At 49.1% G+C, this 19,453-nt stretch carries 12 protein-coding genes and 1 pseudogene; 10 read left to right on the forward strand and 3 right to left on the reverse strand.

Features of this window, described 5'->3' with window-relative positions; translation table 11 throughout:
• Positions 1–203: 203 nt before the first annotated feature.
• Both pnp and G451_RS0120780 read left to right on the forward strand, forming a co-directional pair.
• Entirely contained in the window at positions 204–2,438 is a 2,235-nt protein-coding gene (pnp, locus tag G451_RS0120775) for a polyribonucleotide nucleotidyltransferase (RefSeq protein WP_027185748.1), read from the forward strand.
• A gap of 151 nt (positions 2,439–2,589) precedes the next feature.
• On the forward strand, positions 2,590–2,991 hold the full coding sequence (locus G451_RS0120780) for a rhodanese-like domain-containing protein (RefSeq protein ID WP_084448693.1): 402 nt from the start codon (positions 2,590–2,592) through the stop codon (positions 2,989–2,991).
• A 66-nt stretch (positions 2,992–3,057) separates the two neighbouring features.
• On the opposite strand, the gene G451_RS33230 is transcribed toward G451_RS0120780, so the two are convergent.
• Together G451_RS33230 and dctP are read right to left on the reverse strand one after the other, a co-directional pair.
• Positions 3,058–5,595, reverse strand: a complete 2,538-nt coding sequence (locus G451_RS33230) for an ATP-binding protein (RefSeq protein ID WP_051261740.1) — start codon at positions 5,593–5,595, stop codon at positions 3,058–3,060.
• Between the two features lie 41 nt (positions 5,596–5,636).
• Positions 5,637–6,659 (reverse strand): TRAP transporter substrate-binding protein DctP, encoded by a 1,023-nt coding sequence (gene dctP, locus G451_RS0120790; RefSeq protein ID WP_034643330.1) that lies wholly within the window; start codon positions 6,657–6,659, stop codon positions 5,637–5,639.
• Positions 6,660–7,093: 434 nt separating this feature from the next.
• Here dctP and G451_RS35095 point away from each other — a divergent pair.
• The 5 genes and pseudogenes from G451_RS35095 to G451_RS0120820 all read left to right on the forward strand — a co-directional run.
• Positions 7,094–7,718, forward strand: a pseudogene (locus tag G451_RS35095) (IS256 family transposase); the annotation flags it as partial.
• Positions 7,719–8,285: 567 nt separating this feature from the next.
• On the forward strand, positions 8,286–9,944 hold the full coding sequence (locus G451_RS0120805; protein WP_034643332.1) for a sensor histidine kinase: 1,659 nt from the start codon (positions 8,286–8,288) through the stop codon (positions 9,942–9,944).
• Positions 9,945–9,961: 17 nt separating this feature from the next.
• Positions 9,962–10,363: a response regulator gene (locus G451_RS0120810; protein ID WP_027185753.1), complete on the forward strand. Its 402-nt coding sequence runs from the start codon at positions 9,962–9,964 to the stop codon at positions 10,361–10,363.
• Positions 10,360–11,211 (forward strand): sensor histidine kinase, encoded by an 852-nt coding sequence (locus G451_RS30860; RefSeq protein WP_051261742.1) that lies wholly within the window; start codon positions 10,360–10,362, stop codon positions 11,209–11,211. Before G451_RS0120810 ends, G451_RS30860 begins: the two co-directional genes overlap by 4 nt.
• A 101-nt stretch (positions 11,212–11,312) precedes the next feature.
• Complete coding sequence (locus G451_RS0120820; protein WP_027185754.1) at positions 11,313–11,723, forward strand: response regulator; 411 nt, start codon at positions 11,313–11,315, stop codon at positions 11,721–11,723.
• On the opposite strand, the gene G451_RS30865 is transcribed toward G451_RS0120820, so the two are convergent.
• Positions 11,701–14,271: a sigma 54-interacting transcriptional regulator gene (locus G451_RS30865; RefSeq protein WP_051261743.1), complete on the reverse strand. Its 2,571-nt coding sequence runs from the start codon at positions 14,269–14,271 to the stop codon at positions 11,701–11,703. The genes G451_RS0120820 and G451_RS30865 overlap by 23 nt on opposite strands.
• A 200-nt stretch (positions 14,272–14,471) precedes the next feature.
• On the opposite strand from G451_RS30865, the gene G451_RS30870 reads away from it, so the two are divergent.
• The 3 genes from G451_RS30870 to G451_RS0120840 are packed head-to-tail and all read left to right on the forward strand — an operon-like array spanning position 14,472 to position 19,241.
• Positions 14,472–14,891 carry a response regulator gene (locus tag G451_RS30870; protein ID WP_034643335.1) on the forward strand — a complete coding sequence of 140 codons (420 nt, stop codon included), beginning with the start codon at positions 14,472–14,474 and terminating at the stop codon, positions 14,889–14,891.
• 7 nt (positions 14,892–14,898) lie between these two features.
• Entirely contained in the window at positions 14,899–17,508 is a 2,610-nt protein-coding gene (locus G451_RS0120835) for a PEP/pyruvate-binding domain-containing protein (RefSeq protein ID WP_027185755.1), read from the forward strand.
• Positions 17,505–19,241 (forward strand): sensor histidine kinase, encoded by a 1,737-nt coding sequence (locus tag G451_RS0120840; RefSeq protein WP_051261745.1) that lies wholly within the window; start codon positions 17,505–17,507, stop codon positions 19,239–19,241. Before G451_RS0120835 ends, G451_RS0120840 begins: the two co-directional genes overlap by 4 nt.
• The last annotated feature ends 212 nt before the right edge of the window (positions 19,242–19,453 follow it).

The following is a 19,453-nucleotide window of genomic DNA, read 5'->3' on the forward strand; positions in this document are numbered from 1 at the left end:
TTGCGATACATGAGCACGTGATTCGTCCACGATACAGCCCTCCAACCGACTGGGATGGGCAAACGTTCGCGCGGAACCGGTTTCAATACGCGCGCCCGCTGGCGCAACCCGAAAAGAATTAGGGTTTTGCGACAGCCGTCGCGCTTGTTGCGTTCCGAGACCGTCTTGCGAAATGCCCGGACCGGTACAGAAAAGGAAAGCCTATGCCTTCACCCTTTGTATCTACTCGAATTGAAGCAAAAGCCGGACAGAATAATTACATCCTCGAAACTGGTCGCCTGGCCAATCAAGCCGATGGTGCGATTTGGATTCAAGCCGGGGGAACTGTTGTTCTTGTCACGGTTTGCACACAGGCCCTTGAAGTCGACAAAGGATTCTTTCCGCTTGTTGTTGACTATCAGGAAATGTCGTACGCGGCCGGTCGTATTCCGGGGAGCTATTTCCGTCGTGAAATTGGTCGTCCCTCGGAACGTGAAGTTCTTGTATGCCGCCTTATCGACCGACCCTGTCGTCCGCTTTTCCCCAAAGGATTTCGAGACGAAGTCCAAATCATTGCAACGGTTCTTTCGGCCGATCCATTCCATGATCCTGATGTCCTGGCTATGACGGGAGCTTCCTCGGCCTTGACCATCTCGAAAATTCCATTCCTTGGACCGATCGCCGGTGGCCGTGTGGGATATGTTGACGGGGAATTTGTATTTAATCCGTCAAGTGACGTGGTGTGCGATCAAAGCGAACTCAATCTGATTTTCGCTGCCAGCCGTGACGCTGTTGTCATGGTTGAAGGTGGAGCGAATTTCATCTCCGAAGATCTTATTGCCGATGCATTGGCTTGGGGACATGAGCGCATTATTCCTTTGCTCGACGCTCAGGAAGAATTGCGTGAAAAAGTCGGGGTTCCCAAAATTGAGTTCGTTGCCCCTGAAGAAGATCCCGAACTTGTTGCGAAAGTACGTGAACTTGCTCTGGCCGATGTTGAAGCAGCTTTAAGCGTTGTGGCCAAATTGGAGCGGAAAGAAGCCAAGTCCAAAGTGAAAGACAAGCTGCTGGACGCCATGGCCGACGAAGTCGAAGCCGATCCCGCACTCAAAGGAAAAGTAAAAGATATCCTTGGCAACCTGGAAAAAGAAGTCATGCGCCAACGTATCAAGTCGCGTGGGGTGCGCATTGATGGTCGTGATACAACCACGGTGCGTCCGCTGACGATGGAAGTTTCGGCACTGCCTCGGACCCATGGCTCCTGTATATTTGCTCGTGGAGAGACCAAATCGTTGTGTGTTGCCACCTTGGGGAGCACCGGTGATGAACAGCGTATTGAAACACTGACTGGTGAAACGAGCAAACGCTTCATGCTGCATTACAACTTTCCCCCCTATTGTGTGGGTGAAGTTAAAATGTTGCGTGGTCCCTCTCGTCGTGAAATTGGCCACGGAAATCTTGCCGAACGCGCGATCACTCCGGTTCTGCCGTCGGCTGATGAGTTCCCCTTCACCATGCGTATCGTTTCCGAAATCATGGAATCCAATGGTTCTTCCAGCATGGCCTCAGTATGCGGCGGGAGCTTGGCGCTCATGGATGCAGGTGTTCCCATTAAGGATGCCGTTGCCGGTATCGCCATGGGACTCATCAAGGAAGATGACGATTTTATCGTTCTGACCGATATTCTTGGTGATGAAGATGCCATGGGAGATATGGACTTCAAGGTTGCCGGAACGAAAGACGGGGTGACTGCCATTCAAATGGATATCAAGATTACGGGCATTCCGGCCGATGTTATGCGTCGTGCCTTGAATCAGGCGAAAGATGCCCGTTTGCATATCCTCGAAAATATGAATGCCGTGCTGGAACAACCGCGCTCCGAGTTATCAAAATATGCGCCGCAACTCATTGTTGTGGAAGTGAATCCCGAAAAAATTCGGGAAATCATCGGCCCCGGAGGCAAGAATATCAAAGCCATCACGGGGACAACTGGTGCATCTATCGACATTGAAGACTCGGGCAAAGTGTCCATCTTCGCTCCTAGCCTGGAAGCGATGGAAAAAGCCAAAGAAATGGTTTTGTCCTACGATCAAAAAGCCGATCTAGGTGCGAATTACAACGGAAGAGTCATTAAGATTATTGATTGCGGTGCCATTGTCGAAATTTTACCCAATTTGGAAGGTCTCGTTCATATTTCCCAGCTTGATACTGCTCGCGTGGAAAATGTGAGTGACGTTTTGAAGATGGGAGATGAACTTGAAGTCAAAGTTATCGAAGTGCAGCCCAGCGGGAAGGTTCGTTTGAGCCGTAAAGCTGTGTTGCTGGAAGAGCAGGGCGAGACAATTGATCTTGCAGAATACTCTCGTCCCGCACCGCGCCGCGGTGCTCCCAGCGGTGATCGTCGCGGAAATCCCGGTGGCGGCGATCGTCGGGGTGGTTCGGGAGGTCGACGTCGCTAAAGATGAATTGATGCGTGTTCGAACTGGGATCATCAGTGATGAGTGCGCGTCAAATCGTTGTGCGCGTCGATATTGATATGTCGTAAAACGTGAGGCACATGGCATTGCTGCCATGTGCCTCATTTTCGTCGTTAAGATAGAAAGGATTGTTATGAATTCTCTTGCTCCTGTTCTTCTTCTCGTTTTGGTTGGAATTGTTGTCGTGAAGTTTCTTAAACCGTCTCTCCCAGAAGGATATGAAAACTTGTCGGCTGAAGAGGCACACGCACGGCTTGAGGAAATTCCAGGTGTTGCCATTCTGGATGTCCGCACCCCAACTGAGTTCGCAGAGGGACATATCGCACAAGCACGTAATATAGATATTTACAGCAGTGACTTCACCAGCCGTCTCAGCAAACTCAACACGAGCCCTTCGTATCTTGTGTATTGTCGTTCGGGAAACCGAAGTGTATCGGCATTGAAACGTATGAAAAGTCTGGGTTTTGAACGAGTATGGAATCTTTCCGGCGGAGTTTCTGCATGGAAAGGGAGTGGCTTTACTCTTGTTCAATAGAAGTAAGTTAAGGCGTGGGGAGCAAGTTTTTGGAATTGGCTCTTGCCTCGTATTGTGTCGAGTATCTTATACAGATGTCTTGAGCGTTGCATGAGGAAAAAGGTCGCGTACAAGATCGATTAAATCTTCAAACAAGATAGGCTTGGCCAAGTGTGCATTCATACCGGCATCAAGAAATGATTTTTTTTCGGCGGTCATAGCATGGGCAGTCATGGCAACGATGGGAATATTGCGATACTTCTCACCAGCTTCTCCGTTTCGAATACGTCGAGTCGCCTCCACCCCATCCATGCCGGGGAGTTGTATATCCATAAATATGGCGTCAAAAGATGATTTTTTGAGAACTTCAAGTGCATCGTAACCATTTGATGCTGTTTGGCACGTGACACCGAATCGTTTTAAAAAAAGTGACGCAATATTGAGAGAAATATCGTCATCTTCGACAAGCAAGACATGAAGTTGATCATTTTGCGTTGTGTCTGCTGTTTTTGAAAAAAATGAATCCTGCAGTGGGAGCGGCATATCTTCCGGCTTGGATACCCGCATTTGTATTGTTGCGTGGACCTCGGTTCCAATACCTTGTTCTGAATGGATTGATACGCTGCCATGCATCATCTGGGTGAGTCGTTTAACAATGGCAAGACCAAGTCCCGTTCCTCCATATTTTCTTGTAAAAGAACCGTCCGCCTGCGTAAAAACGTCAAAGACTCGTGAGAGTGTTTCGTCAGAAATACCAATTCCTGTATCGGAGACAGTGATATAGAGAATGAAGGTTTCATTGTCGACATGGTGCTGCAGTCTGCTAACGAAAAGATGTACTGATCCTGACTCTGTGTACCGGATAGCATTACCGACTAAGTTGAAAATGATTTGGCGTAACCTGGCCTCGTCCCCAATGATTTGGCGAGGTAAATTTGGATCAAGAGTATAATCGAACAGAAGTTTTTTCTTCTTTGCATCCCGTTCAAATATTCGGATCATGGGTTCAATGACTTCCGTTACGTTGAACGGAGATTCCTGCAAATGGATTTTACCTGCTTCAATGCGCGACAAGTCGAGTATATCGTTGATTAAAGTGAGCAGGCCTTTACTAGAATTCATGGCAACATTTATATATTCTTGTTGTTCCTCGTTATTTATTTCAGTTTTTAATAATTGCAGCATCCCCATAATCCCATTGAGTGGCGTGCGAATTTCATGACTCATCGTAGCAAGGAATTCACTTTTGGTTTTATTGGCCACTTCAGCAGCTTCTTTCGATTCAATGAGTTTATTCTCAGCTTCTTTTTGTGCAGTAACGTCATGAATAAGTGCATAGATGTATGGAGAGTTATCGAGGTATATTATAGATGTATATATTTCAACATTAGCAATATTGTCATCTAGAATACGATGTCGGCTTTGGAAATTGGTTTGCTCCTTACTTAACGCAAGGTGTAGGAATTGATTTATATTCACTTCATCTTCAATATCGATATTCGAAAGTGGTGTAGCGATGAGTCTCTCGCGAGATTGACCATAGAAGTATTCTGCTGCGTTATTCGCATCATGAATGCAGGCTGTTTCTGGATTGATGAGCATCTGTACAGAAGATTGATCCATAAACATTGAATGGTACAGTTGTTCACGTTCTTTAATAATTTCAAGTTCAGACTGCGCTTTTTTGCGACGAAGTGATTCTCGTTGGCCATAATGGAAAAGGGCACCAACAATGGCACAGAGCGTGATGAAAAAAATTGCAGTATAAATAAGTGTGGTTTGCCAGGAATGAAGAAGGTTAGACCGAGAAAACGCGACACCAATATACAATGGAAATCGTGAGAGTTGGCATGTTGCTCCAATGGCACTGGAGGACATAAAGGAATGCACCCCTCCGGATAAGAGGGTCTTGGTGTTCAGTGTGGCAAAGAGAGAGGTGGCATTTACGGGGTCACCGATATGGGCGTGTTGGAGTATCTCCGTGTTTCCCCATCGAGAGACAATGTACCCTTGTCCTGTATACAATGTAATGAGGTCCATGGCGTCGTTATTGAGATCTCGATAGCGTTGATAAAAAAAATTGGTATCGATGATCATAAACGCGACACCGAGAAAGACACCGTTGGCGTCTTCAATGCTTCGGCTCAGCGAGATAGTTCCATTCTCCGACGATGTACGCAGACTGCCAATGACAAATGGCATCCATGTGTCACGATGTTTTCGAAAAGTCAGAAACCATTCTGTCTCGTCGCGTGGAGAAGTTGGTCTTCCAACCAAAGCGCATTGCCGTCCTTGAGCATTGACAATGAACAGACTGTAGACTTGTGGGAGGAGTGCAGATTTTACGGAGAGAAGATTACGAAGTGGCCCATACTCTTTTGATGAAAGATAGTTTGCAACATCACGTTGTTGCGTGATTGCTTGAAGGATCGTGTCAGCAGCAAGTAATTGACTCGACGCGTGTTCTGCGAGCAGTTGTGCTTGGTTTTCGGAATTATTTCTTGCGATTTCGATAAGATGGCGACGTTCAGTTAATGCATTTTGTACAAGAAGAAAAAGAACCGAAGAAAAAACGAGGATTACTCCAATGAGGGTGGATGAGTATTTAGCTGTGGGAAGCCGCATATATCGATTCCAAATGGGCGTTTATTGTGATGAAGAGAATTTTATTCGTGGAGCAGTTCAATGGATCGCATGACAAGGTTTTGATCGAGACCGAGTTTCTTGACTATGTCATCTTGGTATTTCAGGAGGAATGTCCGAGCTGAAGTGAGTTCTTCCTGTGAAGGCGTCACGATTGCGATACCGTTCCGTTTCAGGGTGTTGCGAGCTTCTTGTTGTGCATGGACGGCAGCTCCATGTTCCCATTCCGCCGCGTTTTCCCAGCATTCGATAATGGTTTCACGGACGTTCTGCGGAAGTTTGGACCAGAACCGCCTGTTGATGATTGGGATATATTGTGGGAAATACTCTTTATCTTCATATGCAAATGCGAGTCCCTTTTCCCAGAGTTTGGCGCTTCGAATAGTTTCGTAGGTGGTTAAAACTCCATCAACCTCTCGTTTTCCAAGCCATAATGGGAAATCCGGCCAAGGGATGGTCAACGTTTCAGCGCCTGCGGCCTGCAAACGCAACTCATTGGCACGACCTCCGGCCACACGAATTCTCATGCCCTGAATATCGTGAAGCGATGTAATTTTTTTATTGGTGCTAAAGAGGTTTGCATACCCGAGATCAAGCCACGTCCCAACGATAACAACGCCAAGAGCTTGTTCGATGCGTGTATTGAGTTCTTTGCCAACAGAACTTTGTAGCACTTTATATGTTGCATTGGCACTGCGACCATAGAATTCAGGTAAGAGAAAAAGGCTTATGTTGGATTCGAAACGGGCAACCTGCCATGTGCCTGGAACAGCCATTTCCAGTTTTCCTTCACGAAGCGCTGTAAAGACATCTCTATCCCTATATAACTGAGCAGAATCAGAGAATTTTACATCAAGCACTCCCTCTAAGCGCGTTGTCAATTCCTCTGCGAAACGACGTACAGCCATAGTTTGAACATGGGTTGGCGCATTTTCGACAGAAATTCGTAGTGTTGGCAAAAGGACTTGGCTCAATCCAATGCGAGGAAGGCAAAGGAGGATGATGAATATGGCCGCTTGAAAGGAGATGAGCACGCAATGAGGCATTGTTTCGCTCCGAGGTACGTGAAGAGGTTGAGCATGAATAACATAGCCACTTCCAAGTATGATCGCCTGTTTATGTTTATTTTGTAAAGAAAAAATATTTTATACGAGCTTTGTCCCAAGGAATAGGCGTTGTAAGTATATTTATAGAAGGAGCCACGCCATATTATGTTTCTGGTAGTGGTGTATAATGGGTTTCGAGTTGCTTGTGTTAAGTCATGTTATGAATGATTTGCTTGATAAATTGATGAGGCGTATGTGTATAATCTTCTTGAGTCATATCTTCCTGTAGTCTGATGTATTGTTTTTTCAAAGCATTTCTTTGTGTCAATTGTCGTATAGAGGTACCGTCCTAGAGCTATACCCAAAAGTGGTGTTTGAAGAGGTCTGAGGGGTGACGTACCCTGTCGGGTGAGAATCCACGATGGAAACCGACAAACTGGAGGTATGAACTGCTCGTCGATCTCAAAACTCGTGGTCTGGAAATTCCTCCCAGGCTGGCTATCGCAGACGGTGCTCTCGGTTTTTGGGCGGCATTGCGTAAACTCTTTCCTGGAACCAAACAACAACGCTGTTGGATTCACAAAACAGCCAATGTTCTCAATAAGTTTCCAAAATCCATGCAAAAAAAAGCAAAAGCCGGTTTGCATGAGGTATGGATGGCCGCAACGCGTGAGGGAGAGAACACGGCTTTCGATTTGTTTCCCAAAAAGTACGAGGCCAAGTACCCCCAAGGCTGTGCAATGTCTCAAAAAAGACAGAGAGGAACTCTTGGTCTTCTATGATTTTCCGGCGGAACACTGGGCGCACATCCGGACGACCAATCCGATTGAATCGACCTTTGCCACGGTTCGATTGCGGACGAGTAAAACAAGGGGCTGTGTTTCGCGGGATACGATTCTGGCAATGGTCTTCAAGCTGGTTCAATCCGCACAACAAGGCTGGCGCCGATTACGCGGATATAAACTGCTCGACAAACTGATCACTGGCACGAAATTCGTCAACGGCGAAGAAGTCTTGACTGAGGAAATGCTGGATGAATCTGGCAGTGAAGCCGCCTGACCCCATACACCACATTTGACTATAACTCCTGATCGTATCTGCGTGGTCTTAATCTTGCTTTTTAGAGAGTGAGGCTGAGGCTTTGCTTTTTGGGAGTGAACCCCCATCTCTCTGCGTAGTTATCTCCTTAAACCGTATGTTCGGCTGCAACCATTTGAAATTTTACCTTCCGCCCTAGGCGTTTACCGTGGGTAAAACAACGTTTGTGGCTAAGAATATATCAGAAGCCTTGGACAACAAGCCGACAGGCAAGCAAGAATGTGGATCAGCTTTGGTATGATTTCCTGCGAAGATCTTGAGTCCGTCTGACCAAGCGCGTTGCACTGAAACCAGGCTGTGAGTATTCCCTTCAACCATACCTTCTCACCTTCTTATTTCTTGGTTCCAACATCCATACTCATCATTTTTAGACGTATCGCGCAGACGATTCACGGCTCATTGTTTTTTGATGCACGATTTTTTGCGAGATAAAATGTAAATAAATCAATAGTATATTGTGGAATATTTATTGCTTCACATCCTTGTATCGCGCAAACAACCCGCCAGCCAACGATACGGGAGGAGTCCATGTGGAGCGATAACAAATATTCCAGACTGCGCTGGAAAATAATCGGCGGGACAATGGCCTTCTCGCTCATTCCTTTGCTCGTTGCGGGTTTTTTCGCCACCCATACCTTTCAACGTGCGTTCAATGCAACAGTGACCAAGAATCTGGAAACAATGGTTGGAGACAAGCGCAGGGCTTTGGATATGTTTCTTGAAGAACGTGTTGCTCAGCTCAAGACCTTACTCATGACTCATTCACCCGAGGAATTAGGAGACAAAGCTTCGCTGGAAAAGCTTTTTAACGCCATGCAGTCAAGCTCAGAGTCTTTTGTGGATGTGGGGTTCATAGGCCAAGAGGGGCACCATCTCGCGTATGTGGGGCCATACAATCTCGAAAATGTGAACTACTCCGGTACAATGTGGTTTCAACAAACCCTACTTAAGGGCATTTACATCAGCAATGTATTTCTTGGTTATCGAAAGTTTCCTCACTTTGTCATCGCGGTCTCACAACTCGAGAATGGTAAAACATGGATACTCCGGGCCACCATCGATTCAGATGTATTCGACAGGTTAGTCCGTGCGGTGCAGGTGGGAAAACGGGGAGATGCCTTCCTTCTGGACAGTGAAAATCGTCTTCAAACTGCATCCAGGTTTCAGGGGAAAGTTCTTGGCCTTTCGTCTTTACCTCCGGCCATGCCGTTTCATGGCATTCATATCGATACGGCGATGGTGGACGGCTCTCCCATGTTCATAGGAACTGCTTGGCTTGAAAGTGTACGTTGGCGTCTGGTTATTCTCGAAGACCCGGCTGAAGAGATGTCGGCATTGTTCCGGACACGATCTTTGCTTTGGCTCGTGGGATTGGTTGGTATGCTCGTCATCGCGACTGGGGCGACGATCATGGCCAAATCCATCGTCAGTAAACTTATAGAGTCGGACAGCGAAAAAGCCGCACTTGATGCTTCGCTTATGCAGTCGAGTAAGATGGCTGCACTGGGCAAACTGGCCGCAGGCGTTGCTCACGAAATCAACAATCCTCTCGCTCTCATTCGCGAAGGTGCGGGCTGGCTTAAAGATCTCCTTGCCGAAGAATCGTCCGAGGCAATGCTCAACTATGAGGAGTTTGATCGAAGCTTGGATCTCATTGAACTTCACGTGGACCGCGCCCGCGATGTGACACATCGCATGCTCGGTTTCGGGAGGCGTATGGAGCCGGCACAAGAGCACGTGGACCTGAATTCCCTGGTTGACCAGACCATACGTTTTTTGCAGCAGGAAGCCATACATCGCAATATAGCTATTCATACTGATTTTGCCCAAGATTTGCCCCGCCTCACCACGGACCCCAACCAATTGCAGCAGGTTATTTTGAACATTGCGGACAATGCTCTGGATGCTGTGGGCCGTGATGGGGAAATTCATCTCAAAAGCGGTGTGCTGCCTTCGAATACGGAGATTTTTCTGGAAGTCAAAGATAGCGGTCCTGGGATGAGCAAGGCTGTTCTCGAACACCTTTTCGAACCGTTCTATACGACCAAGGTTGTGGGAGAAGGAACGGGACTTGGCTTGTCCATTTGCTTCACCATTATGGAAAAGCTCGGCGGACGTATAGAGGTCGACAGTACTGTAGGTCAGGGCTCTACGTTTACCCTCATCTTGCCACTGGCTAGACTGTAACAAGGGGGGAAGCTGGAATGGAAGACGCAATCATTGTTCTTGTCGTGGACGACGAAGCCTATTTTCTTGAACTCTTTTCAAACAGATTCCGTAGGCGAGGCATCAACGTTCTGACGGCTTCAAGCGGCCAACAGGCATTGGAAGTACTCGACGCCGAACGGGTAAATGTCGTGATACTCGACGTGCTTATGCCTGGCATGGACGGCATTGAAACTCTGAAAAAAATCAAGAAGCTCCACCCGCACCTGGAAGTCATCATGCTTACCGGCCACGGCTCTGTGGATATGGGCCTCAAAGGAATGCGTCATGGGGCCTACGATTACGTTATGAAGCCATTTCAGATCGACGACCTGTTGGTCCGCATCAAACAAGCGGACGAACGCCGTAAACTGAATGAAATCGAACGGAGCTCCCAGTGACTCCCGCGTTTTGGCTCTGTTCAGCAATGCTTTTGGTCGGGATCGCCTTTTTTGCGATAAGCAAGGAGCGACGCTGTGCAGAGGAAAAAAAAGATATCGACGACCAGATTATTCATTCTCAGAAGATGAGTGTACTCGGTGAACTCTCTTCTGGCATCGCCCATGAAATAAATACTCCTCTTGGTATTATCGGCCAAGAGACCGAGCTGCTGCAAATGCTTGCGAATCGCTCTTTTAATGCGGGACCGGACACAACCGAACTTCTCGACCGCCTGGAGCAAATCGCTCTGCAGGTGGAGCGTTGCGGTGAAATCACCCACCAACTGCTCGACTTTGCCCGAAAAACCGGTGCGATCTTTCAGGCAACAAATCTTTCACAGGTGAGCGAAGACATGATCCGTCTGGTGGAACGCGAAGCGAGCTACAACAACATAATCATTCAGCGCGAGTTCACAGAGAAGGAGTGTATGGTACGCACCGATCCCTCGCTTGTCCGTCAGGTTGTTCTCAATCTTCTTCAAAATGCGGTCCAGGCAGTAGAAGAAGATGGCAACGTTACAGTCTCTACACGGAACAACGGGAAATGGGCAGAAATCACGGTATCGGATACAGGCTGCGGCATCTCGTCTGAAAACTTGCGCCGGGTGTTCGACCCCTTTTTCACAACCAAGCCTCCGGGTAAAGGGACAGGGCTTGGGCTCTCAATCTGCATGAAAATCGCCCAACGATTAGGTGGGGCAATACATGTCCGAAGTGAACAGGGTAGAGGTACGGACTTTACCCTGTTGCTTCCGGCTACGGAAATGCCAGGGGAAGCGCAAGAGTCCAAGACGAAGACCAGACTGTAGGAAACCAACAAGCGCGCATATCCTCAGAGATCCCACAAAGCGATCTCGGGGAGGCGTCTCTTCAAAAGAACAGAGCTCCGCACACAACCAAGGAGGTAGCTATGAAAGACAAGACAACCGTACTCGTTGTAGACGACGAGGAACGTTTTGCCAGCAATATGGTCAGGATTCTCACGGAAAACGGTCTTGTGGCAAAAGCGGCGAATACGGGAGAACACGCTCTGAACATACTGGCAAACGAGGAGTTCGATGTAGTACTGCTCGATGTCAAAATGCCCGGCCTCTCGGGTGTAGGCACGTTGGAGCGCATGAACGTCATGGATCTGCCAAGTAAAGTGGTCATCCTCACAGGCCACGCTTCAATGGATGATGCCATGGCTCTGCTCGATATGGGTGCGGTGGACTATCTGATCAAGCCGGCGAAAACGAGTGAGGTATTGAAAATGATTGATCACGCCAAGGATCTGCATGACCTGCACCGGGAATCTGTTACCGGGAGTCCTCGTCCGTAGGCCCTCCGGCCAGCTCGTGGCCTGGAAACAGTTCATACCGCGTGGCTGGTCCACTTCCAACCTTGGACAGAAGACCTTTCTTGACCATGTCATTGAGATCGTAGATGGCCGTGCGCGCCGAAAGTTTACCACCGATAAGCTCCTGGTATTCACTGCGCGATATGCTCCCGGAACGAATCAAATAGCTATGGGCTTTGAGCTGTCGTTCATTGAGCCCCAATCCGGAGGGACCGCTTTTCACGGAACGAACCTCGTCAGACTTCTGTGAAGCTGGTGGCGGTCCCAGGGGGGGAATCGGTGAAGATGTATCTTTTTCGGAAGTTGGCGTCGCGGATCGATCAAGCGGAATGGGCAAGGTCGAAAGCGGCAAGGGTTCAGGAAAGGCTCCGTCCTCAAGATGGATATCCTGGGCCTGAATGACCGGCCCCTCAACCATAATGACCGCCCTGGTAATACAGTTGACCAATTCCCGGATATTACCGGGCCAGTCATAGGAAGTCATCTTTTCCATGGCTCCACGTGAGAGCCCAAGGCCCGACTTACCAACCAATTCCTCGGCCTGGCGAAGATAATACAGCGTCAGCGCGGGAATGGATTCCAGATGATCGCGTAGAGGCGGTACATCGATAGTTAATACCCGCAATCGGTAATAAAGATCTTCCCGAAATCCCTTTTCTTCAATCTGTTTGAGCAGGTCTACATTTGTAGCGGCGATAAGACGGACGTTGACATCCATCTCTCTATCGCTTCCCAAGGGTTTAATCTTGCGCATGGCAATGGCTCGTAAAAGCGCCTGTTGCCCCTTCAGGGAAGTGGCTTGAATCTCGTCGAGAAAGAGCGTTCCTCCGTCTGCCTCCAAAAACGCACCTTTACGGTCAGTTTTAGCCTCGGTAAAGGCTCCCTTCGTATGACCAAAGAGCGTATCTAAAAGCAAATTTTCGTCCAACGCTCCGCAGTTGATGGAGATAAAAGGCTTTGCCTTGCGAGTACTGTGTTTATGGATGGCTTCGGCTGCAAGCTGCTTTCCCGTGCCGGTTTCGCCGATAACCAGCACATCCACATCCACGCGGGATGCCTTGAGAATATCCGTCTTCATCTGGGCAATGAGAGGTCCGGCTCCTATGATTTCAGGCAGAAGTCCCGATTTTTCTCCATCCGTGGGGAGATCTGTTTCGAGCGCTACGCGTTCTTGGAGGCTCGCTATACGAATTTCTTCATCTTTTTGCCTGTTGGCTTCGTGCTGCTCCTTAAGGCGAGCAATAAGGCTATTCACGGCCTCTTTAAGATGACTGGTTTCATATCCGGGGTAACAGATGTCGATGGGGTCAGGATGCGCCAAATCGATCTCCTGTACCGCTTTGGACAAACCGAATATTGGCCGAGCAATGACTCGAGAAAGCACAATAACGACGAGAACAAGAACGACGACTGTGGACAGTGTTACAAAAATCATCATGTCCAGATGACGATAGCCCGCGACCAGAGTCAACTGGCTACGATCCACAAAGGCCACACCGCCTACAACGGTATTCTGATCCGGACTGCCATGAAAGACAACAGGGGCGTAGGACAGAAAGGATACGGCGCTGAAGTTTTCTCTCCCTCTTGTGGAGTCCAAAGCGAAGCCGTTGTGTTTCTCCTCTGTTAACTCGGAGATCATTTTCCAATGTGTGACATCCGTCTTGGAGGGGAGAAAAGCACCGGGCAGTCCAGGCCTCCCGAGGCTGCCTTCGACTCCACTCCGAACCAGAAGCGTGGATAACGCCGCATTCGGAGCTTTTACAGAAGCAGATTGAAAAAGTGCCCATCCGTCCAGATCAACCATATATGAGTAGCGCTGTTCTTCACTGCGTGGAAAGGCGTAGATAGGTGAATTTGTCGAATTGTAGAGCGAAAGGATGTTTCGCAACAATTTAGCTTTGAATCCAAGCAACAACACGCCTCGCCCGCCGTGAGCGTCCGGAACGGCCGTAGCCATTTGGACCAGAGGGTCCACAAGGCGATGATTTTTGTTGGCCTTTATGGCGAAGGGCAGTTCTACCCTCTCGACAGGGAGAAGAATACTCTCGTCCGGAGCCAAAGCGAAAATTTTTGGAAAATACGAAAAAGGAGAGGGCCGAACATTGCGCACCTCGACCTCGGAAAGTCGAACAATCCCTCCTCCATCAGTCACGAGAAAAATAAATTCGTCTCCGTCAGGCGGAAAGTAGGCCAACTCCAGGATGGGATTGTCACCGGCCAGGGAATGTCGCTCCAAGGCATCACGGAGTTGGTTCTCGTTAAGAGAGCCCTGGGCGATACCCAAAAGCATTCGACGATAGCCATCAAGGCACGATTCGATTTCGTGGGCCATGGCCATAGATTGAAGTCGAACACTGCGTTCAAGCCCGATACGCGTGTATTGGTTGCCTATTTTATAATGAATATAGCCGGTGATGAGTACAACGATGATGACGGTCGGAACAAGAGTCAAAATAAGTTTGACCTTGAGGCTGCGGTTGGAAAACCAACCCCAAATGCTGGTGCAATTGGAAAGACGTGTACCCATATCGGTGCCCTCCTGGCAGGAATCACGCAATTGCACAATTGCGCAATACGACACGACGGTCAACAGGAAAATACATTATTAAATTTAGTATGATAAAGACGATGTTTGCGAGGAGCAACTGGCATTGACCTTGCTGTTAACATGAGATCGCCAGCCGGCACGAGGGGGGAATCTTCCCCAAACAGCTCAAAGGAGATTTCATGAACAAGTCCATTTCCGTCCTTTTAGTGGACGACGAGCCGGGACTGCTCGATTTTCTCTCCAAACGATTACGCCTGCGCGGGTTCAACGTGGATATAGCCTCGGGCGGCCGCGAAGCACTTAAAAGCATAAATCTTAAACAACCCGATGTTGTCGTACTCGATATGCTCATGCCGGAAATGGACGGTCTGACAACGCTGAAGGAGATCCGTAGCCATTTCCCTGAAGTCGAAGTGCTGTTGCTCACAGCCCATGCCTCGACGGAATCGGCACTCCGAGGAATGGAACTCGGAGCCTATGACTATTTGCTTAAACCCGTGGTGTTCGAAGAATTGATAGGTCTGATCGAAGATGCCTCTGGTACGCGAGGTATCCCAGAAGAAAAAACAGATCGTAGCCCGGTCTTCCCACATAAGTGAGGCAGCCATGAGCGGAATAGTGCAACGTGTCGCCCGCATCCTGGGCCTTCGGTCTCACGAAGACGAGGCAATGAAGCGTGCCATGCAAATTGATTTTCGTCGTCGGTGCTCTCAGTTTCGACAGCTTATCAATGCCAACAATCGGGCTCTGGAGGCCATGAGCGATATCGAGGAGTTGCTCAACGGGACAACGCCCTTTGATCTCCTGGGTGTGCGCACCCTTTGTGCACAGGCCACGGCCAATGTCTTCAAGATGGTCCGAAGTTTGGATGGCATGACCAACGGACGTTACAAAAGTCTCTATCATCGGCTCCATGAGATTCAGAAGAAGATAGGAGAGCATGTGGAGGGAGGACGGGATCCTGTCGCCGGTCCTCTCGTATTGTCGCTTCACGATATTTCCATGGCCAACGTGGGCGAGGCAGGCCCGAAGATGTCCAATCTCGGTGAGTTACAACGTATGGGGCTTGCCGTACCACCGGGGTTTGTGATCACGGCGAGCGCCTTTCGACTGTTTTTCGAGAAGGCCGGACTATTCGATGCTGTGGAACGGCTCATTCGCGAGACATCTCCCGAACGGTTGAATGAATGTCACATGCTTTCTGCGGCAATCAGGAAACGTGTTATTGAAAGTGATCTGCCCCCAGCGCTGGAAAGTACAATCATCGCACAATGCAAATCGCTTGCCGAGCAGACGGATGGCGAATTGCTTCTCGCTGTCCGTTCTTCGGCCCAAGGTGAAGACCTGCACGGGGCATCCTTTGCAGGGCAATACCGTACCAAACTTGGAATACGGCCAGAAAACGTTATCCAGGCCTACAAGGACGTTGTCGCCAGTAAATATGATGTTACGGCCATGGTTTATCGTTGGAGAAGGGGAATTCCAGATGAACGCATGGCGATGTGCGTTGGCTGTCTAGCTATGGTTCGGGCCGAAGCTGGTGGTGTAGCTTATTCCCTTGATCCCGTTGACCCGGCATCGGATACGATGGTGATACACGCTTCACTCGGACTCGCCTCGCAGGTCGTGGACGGTGAAGGGCAGGCCGATCATTACCGCCTCTCACGTGAAGAAGAGCCTAAGCATATTGAGTCCTATGTGCCGTGCAAACGATTTCGTGTTGACGTAAGCGACGAGGAAGGATCGTGCACGACCATGTTGGATGCTAACGGTCATGACCTCCCAGTGCTCGAAGAGGAAATACTTACAGAGCTGTCTCGCTATGTTCTTGAAATTGAACGACATTTTGAAGATCCTCAAGACGTTGAATGGGCGTTGGACAAACAGAAGAAGATCGTCTTTCTTCAGGCCCGTCCGATGACCAATCTTGATGGAGCAGTCCAGCAACCGCTTGCGGACGTGGGACAAGCGCCCCTTCTTGATAAAGGCCAGCCAGCTTCGGCCGGAGTTGGATACGGACCAGCTTTCGTGGCTCAAAAGAATTCTGATGCTCTGCATTTTCCTGAAGGCGCGGTGCTTGTTGTGTCCAGGGCGCTCCCCCATTGGGCGCCTCTTCTCGCACATGCGGCTGCCGTGGTGGCGGAGACAGGCAGTGCGGCCGGACACTTGGCCAACGTTGCCCGCGAATTCGGCGTTCCCGCAGTTTTTGGACTGGAGAACGCCATTGCGGTTTTGCAAGGCATGGATATGGTCACAGTGGACGGTAGCATTGGGCGCGTGTTCGAAGGACGGGTTTCCGAGCTTCTCAAGGAAGCACACAAAGAACGCCCCTTACCCATGTTGGGCAGTCCGGTACATACCATGCTGACCAAAGCCGCGCAGTACATCGTCCCGCTGAACCTGCTCGACCCTGAATCTCCACAATTTACACCCGGATCATGTCAAACTTTGCACGATATCACCCGGTTTTGTCATGAAAAGTCTGTAGGTCAGCTTTTTGATACCAAACAAGGCACCTCCCGCAATATCTTGGCCAAAAGATTGCGCTACAAAGGGGCGCCATCCATGTATTGGCTCATCGACCTCGGCGGTGCATTCAGTGGTTCACCACAGGGAAAATACGTGGAATTTGAGCATGTTGTGTCTCGACCGTTTCAATTTCTCTGGGAAGGCATCACGGTGAAGCAATGGGCCGGGCCACCAGCCATGGATGTAAAAGGATTTGCTTCTATTATAAGTCAGGCCGCTTCCAACCGTCATCTGGAACCTGCATTGGCGTCCAACTTTGAGGTCCGCAACTATTTTATGCTTTCCGATACATTCCTTTCGCTTCAATCCCGGCTTGGATTTCACTTTTGCACCTTGGAGGCATTGATGGCCGAAGAGGAAGAAGAAAACTATGTCAGTTTTCGCTTTAAGGGAGGTGCTGCAAATCTCGATCGTCGTGTCATGCGTGCCGAATTGGTGTCCGATATTCTGGAAGAACATGGATTTCGTACCGAACTTCGTTATGACGCTCTCCTTGCTCGGGCTGAGGCTCTGCCCGAGCAGGAAATAGCAACCAGACTTCGTGTGCTGGGTTATGTCATGATTCACACCAAGCAGTTGGACATGGTGATGAAAAATCAGACTACCGCAAGAAACTATGAAAACCGTATCCGCACCGATCTGACGACACTTTTGACAGGGCAGTGGCGAAGTGAGGCAACCTCATGAAAAAGCAGACACGACAAGAAATATCTTCCCCAAAGAACCGGGGATTGACCGGAGGCAGAGATGGAGGTTTAGGCGCAATCGCCCGAACGCTTTTCGGAGTCATGATTATTCTTCCTCTCGTTCCCCTCCTTTTGCTGCTCACCATAGGTTTCACCTTCAGCGCGGACAATCTCAAACGAGAAGCAGTTTGGCGACTCCATCACATCGCTCTGGACCACGGGCGAATGCTTGATGCTTTTCTTCATGAACGAATCAATGACTTGGACATGGTGGCCGCATTAGAAAATCTGCCCGATCTTGCAGATCGGAACAAATTCGAGTCCGTTTTCAAGAGCCTTAAAAATTCTAAAAATGCCTTCGTGGACATGGGGCTCATCGACCCGACCGGGCAACAGGTGGCTTACGCCGGTCCACTCAACCTTCGGGGAAGAGATTATGCGAATAGTCCTTGGCGCATCCAAACTCTGGCCAGGGGGGCATTGGTCTCGGACAGTTTCTTGGGACATCGAGGGGCACCACATTTCATTGTGGCTATCGCCGGACAAGGGGACGCTTCGGGATGGGTGCTACGAGCGACCATCGATAACGAGATATTCGACAGACTTGTAGAGTCTTTTTCTCTCGGCGCAACGGGCGAGGCGTATGTTATGGATTTGCAGGGCCGTCTTCAAACCCGACGGAAATCATCCACCAGCTTGATGGATATCACCTCAGATTTTTCCTCTTTCCCTCCGATCGAAGATAAATTGCAAGATTTCGTCGTTGATACCGGCAGTGGAACATACCTTTACTCCCTTGTGCCGGTCAACGAATCACGCTGGCGCCTTGTTGTTCGACAGGAGGAGGGCGAAGCATTCGAACCATTACGCCGCGTTGGACTCTACTCGCTTGTCACCATGGTTCTTGGCGGCGTGTTTATTCTTGCAACAGCCTGGCCTCTTTCGCGCAGGCTTCATCAGCATATTTTGCGTGTTGTGAGTGAAAAAGAACAACTCCAGGAACAGCTCTTTCATGCCGGGCGGCTCGCCGAAATAGGCGAGATGGCCGCAGGCATAGCCCATGAGATCAACAATCCATTGCAAACCATGAAAAGCGAACTCACGCTCATGGACATGGATATGGGGGATATAGAGAACAAAGAAACTGAAAATTGCGAGAAGCTTTTTGATGGATTGCGCGAATCCATGGCGCAACTCGAAAAACAAATCAATCGTTGCGCCAAAATAACGACTGGTATTCTTAAATTCGGTCGCTATGGTGAACCCGAACGCGCAAGTGTGAACATTCAGGACGTTATCGACGATACCTTGAATTTGGTGGAGAAACAAACCGAAGTCTCTGGCATTACGTTAGCTAAGGACATTCAACGTTCCCTCCCAAATGTCTATTGTGATCCTGGACAATTGCAACAGGTTCTCCTCAATCTTCTCAACAACGCCCGTGATGCAGTTTTGGAACAGCATCCAGAAGGCGGCGGCAAAATCGAACTTCGAATAGGACAAGTATCCCCATCTAAAGTGCAAATTATAATTGGTGACAACGGCATAGGTATGACCGAGGAAATCAAGGATAAGGCCTTTTCACCTTTTTTTACTACCAAACCTGTAGGAAAAGGGACAGGTCTCGGGCTCTCCATTTGCTATGGTATCATTCAGACCATGGGAGGCTCGATCGATCTCGACAGTACTTCAGGTCAAGGAACAGTCTTCACCATTGCCTTGCCCATAGCCTAATATCACGCAGAGGGCCCCCAACCCTCCCCCCCCAGTTCCCCCCGCTACGTATCAGCGACGTAGCGGGGGGAACGCTTTCGACCACGTAATATTTCCTCCTCAGGCACAAGCATTGTTGTCTCCATTTGCATGCCTACGCAACGACACACAACCTCGGGAAGCTTTGTAAGCTGCAGACTGTTTTTCTTGCAGTCAATGAATCGTGCAATCTC

This window comes from Desulfovibrio inopinatus DSM 10711 (genome assembly GCF_000429305.1).
Classification (GTDB): Bacteria; Desulfobacterota; Desulfovibrionia; order Desulfovibrionales; family Desulfovibrionaceae; genus Alteridesulfovibrio; species Alteridesulfovibrio inopinatus.

Coding starts and splice junctions, on each gene's coding strand:
- G451_RS0120820 (WP_027185754.1), top strand. CDS start 11,313: ATGAAAGACAAGACAACCGTACTCGTTGTAGACGACGAGGAACGTTTT.
- G451_RS0120780 (WP_084448693.1), top strand. CDS start 2,590: ATGAATTCTCTTGCTCCTGTTCTTCTTCTCGTTTTGGTTGGAATTGTT.
- pnp (WP_027185748.1), top strand. CDS start 204: ATGCCTTCACCCTTTGTATCTACTCGAATTGAAGCAAAAGCCGGACAG.
- G451_RS33230 (WP_051261740.1), bottom strand. CDS start 5,595: ATGCGGCTTCCCACAGCTAAATACTCATCCACCCTCATTGGAGTAATC.
- G451_RS30870 (WP_034643335.1), top strand. CDS start 14,472: ATGAACAAGTCCATTTCCGTCCTTTTAGTGGACGACGAGCCGGGACTG.
- G451_RS30865 (WP_051261743.1), bottom strand. CDS start 14,271: ATGGGTACACGTCTTTCCAATTGCACCAGCATTTGGGGTTGGTTTTCC.
- G451_RS0120805 (WP_034643332.1), top strand. CDS start 8,286: ATGTGGAGCGATAACAAATATTCCAGACTGCGCTGGAAAATAATCGGC.
- G451_RS0120835 (WP_027185755.1), top strand. CDS start 14,899: ATGAGCGGAATAGTGCAACGTGTCGCCCGCATCCTGGGCCTTCGGTCT.
- dctP (WP_034643330.1), bottom strand. CDS start 6,659: ATGCCTCATTGCGTGCTCATCTCCTTTCAAGCGGCCATATTCATCATC.
- G451_RS0120840 (WP_051261745.1), top strand. CDS start 17,505: ATGAAAAAGCAGACACGACAAGAAATATCTTCCCCAAAGAACCGGGGA.
- G451_RS0120810 (WP_027185753.1), top strand. CDS start 9,962: ATGGAAGACGCAATCATTGTTCTTGTCGTGGACGACGAAGCCTATTTT.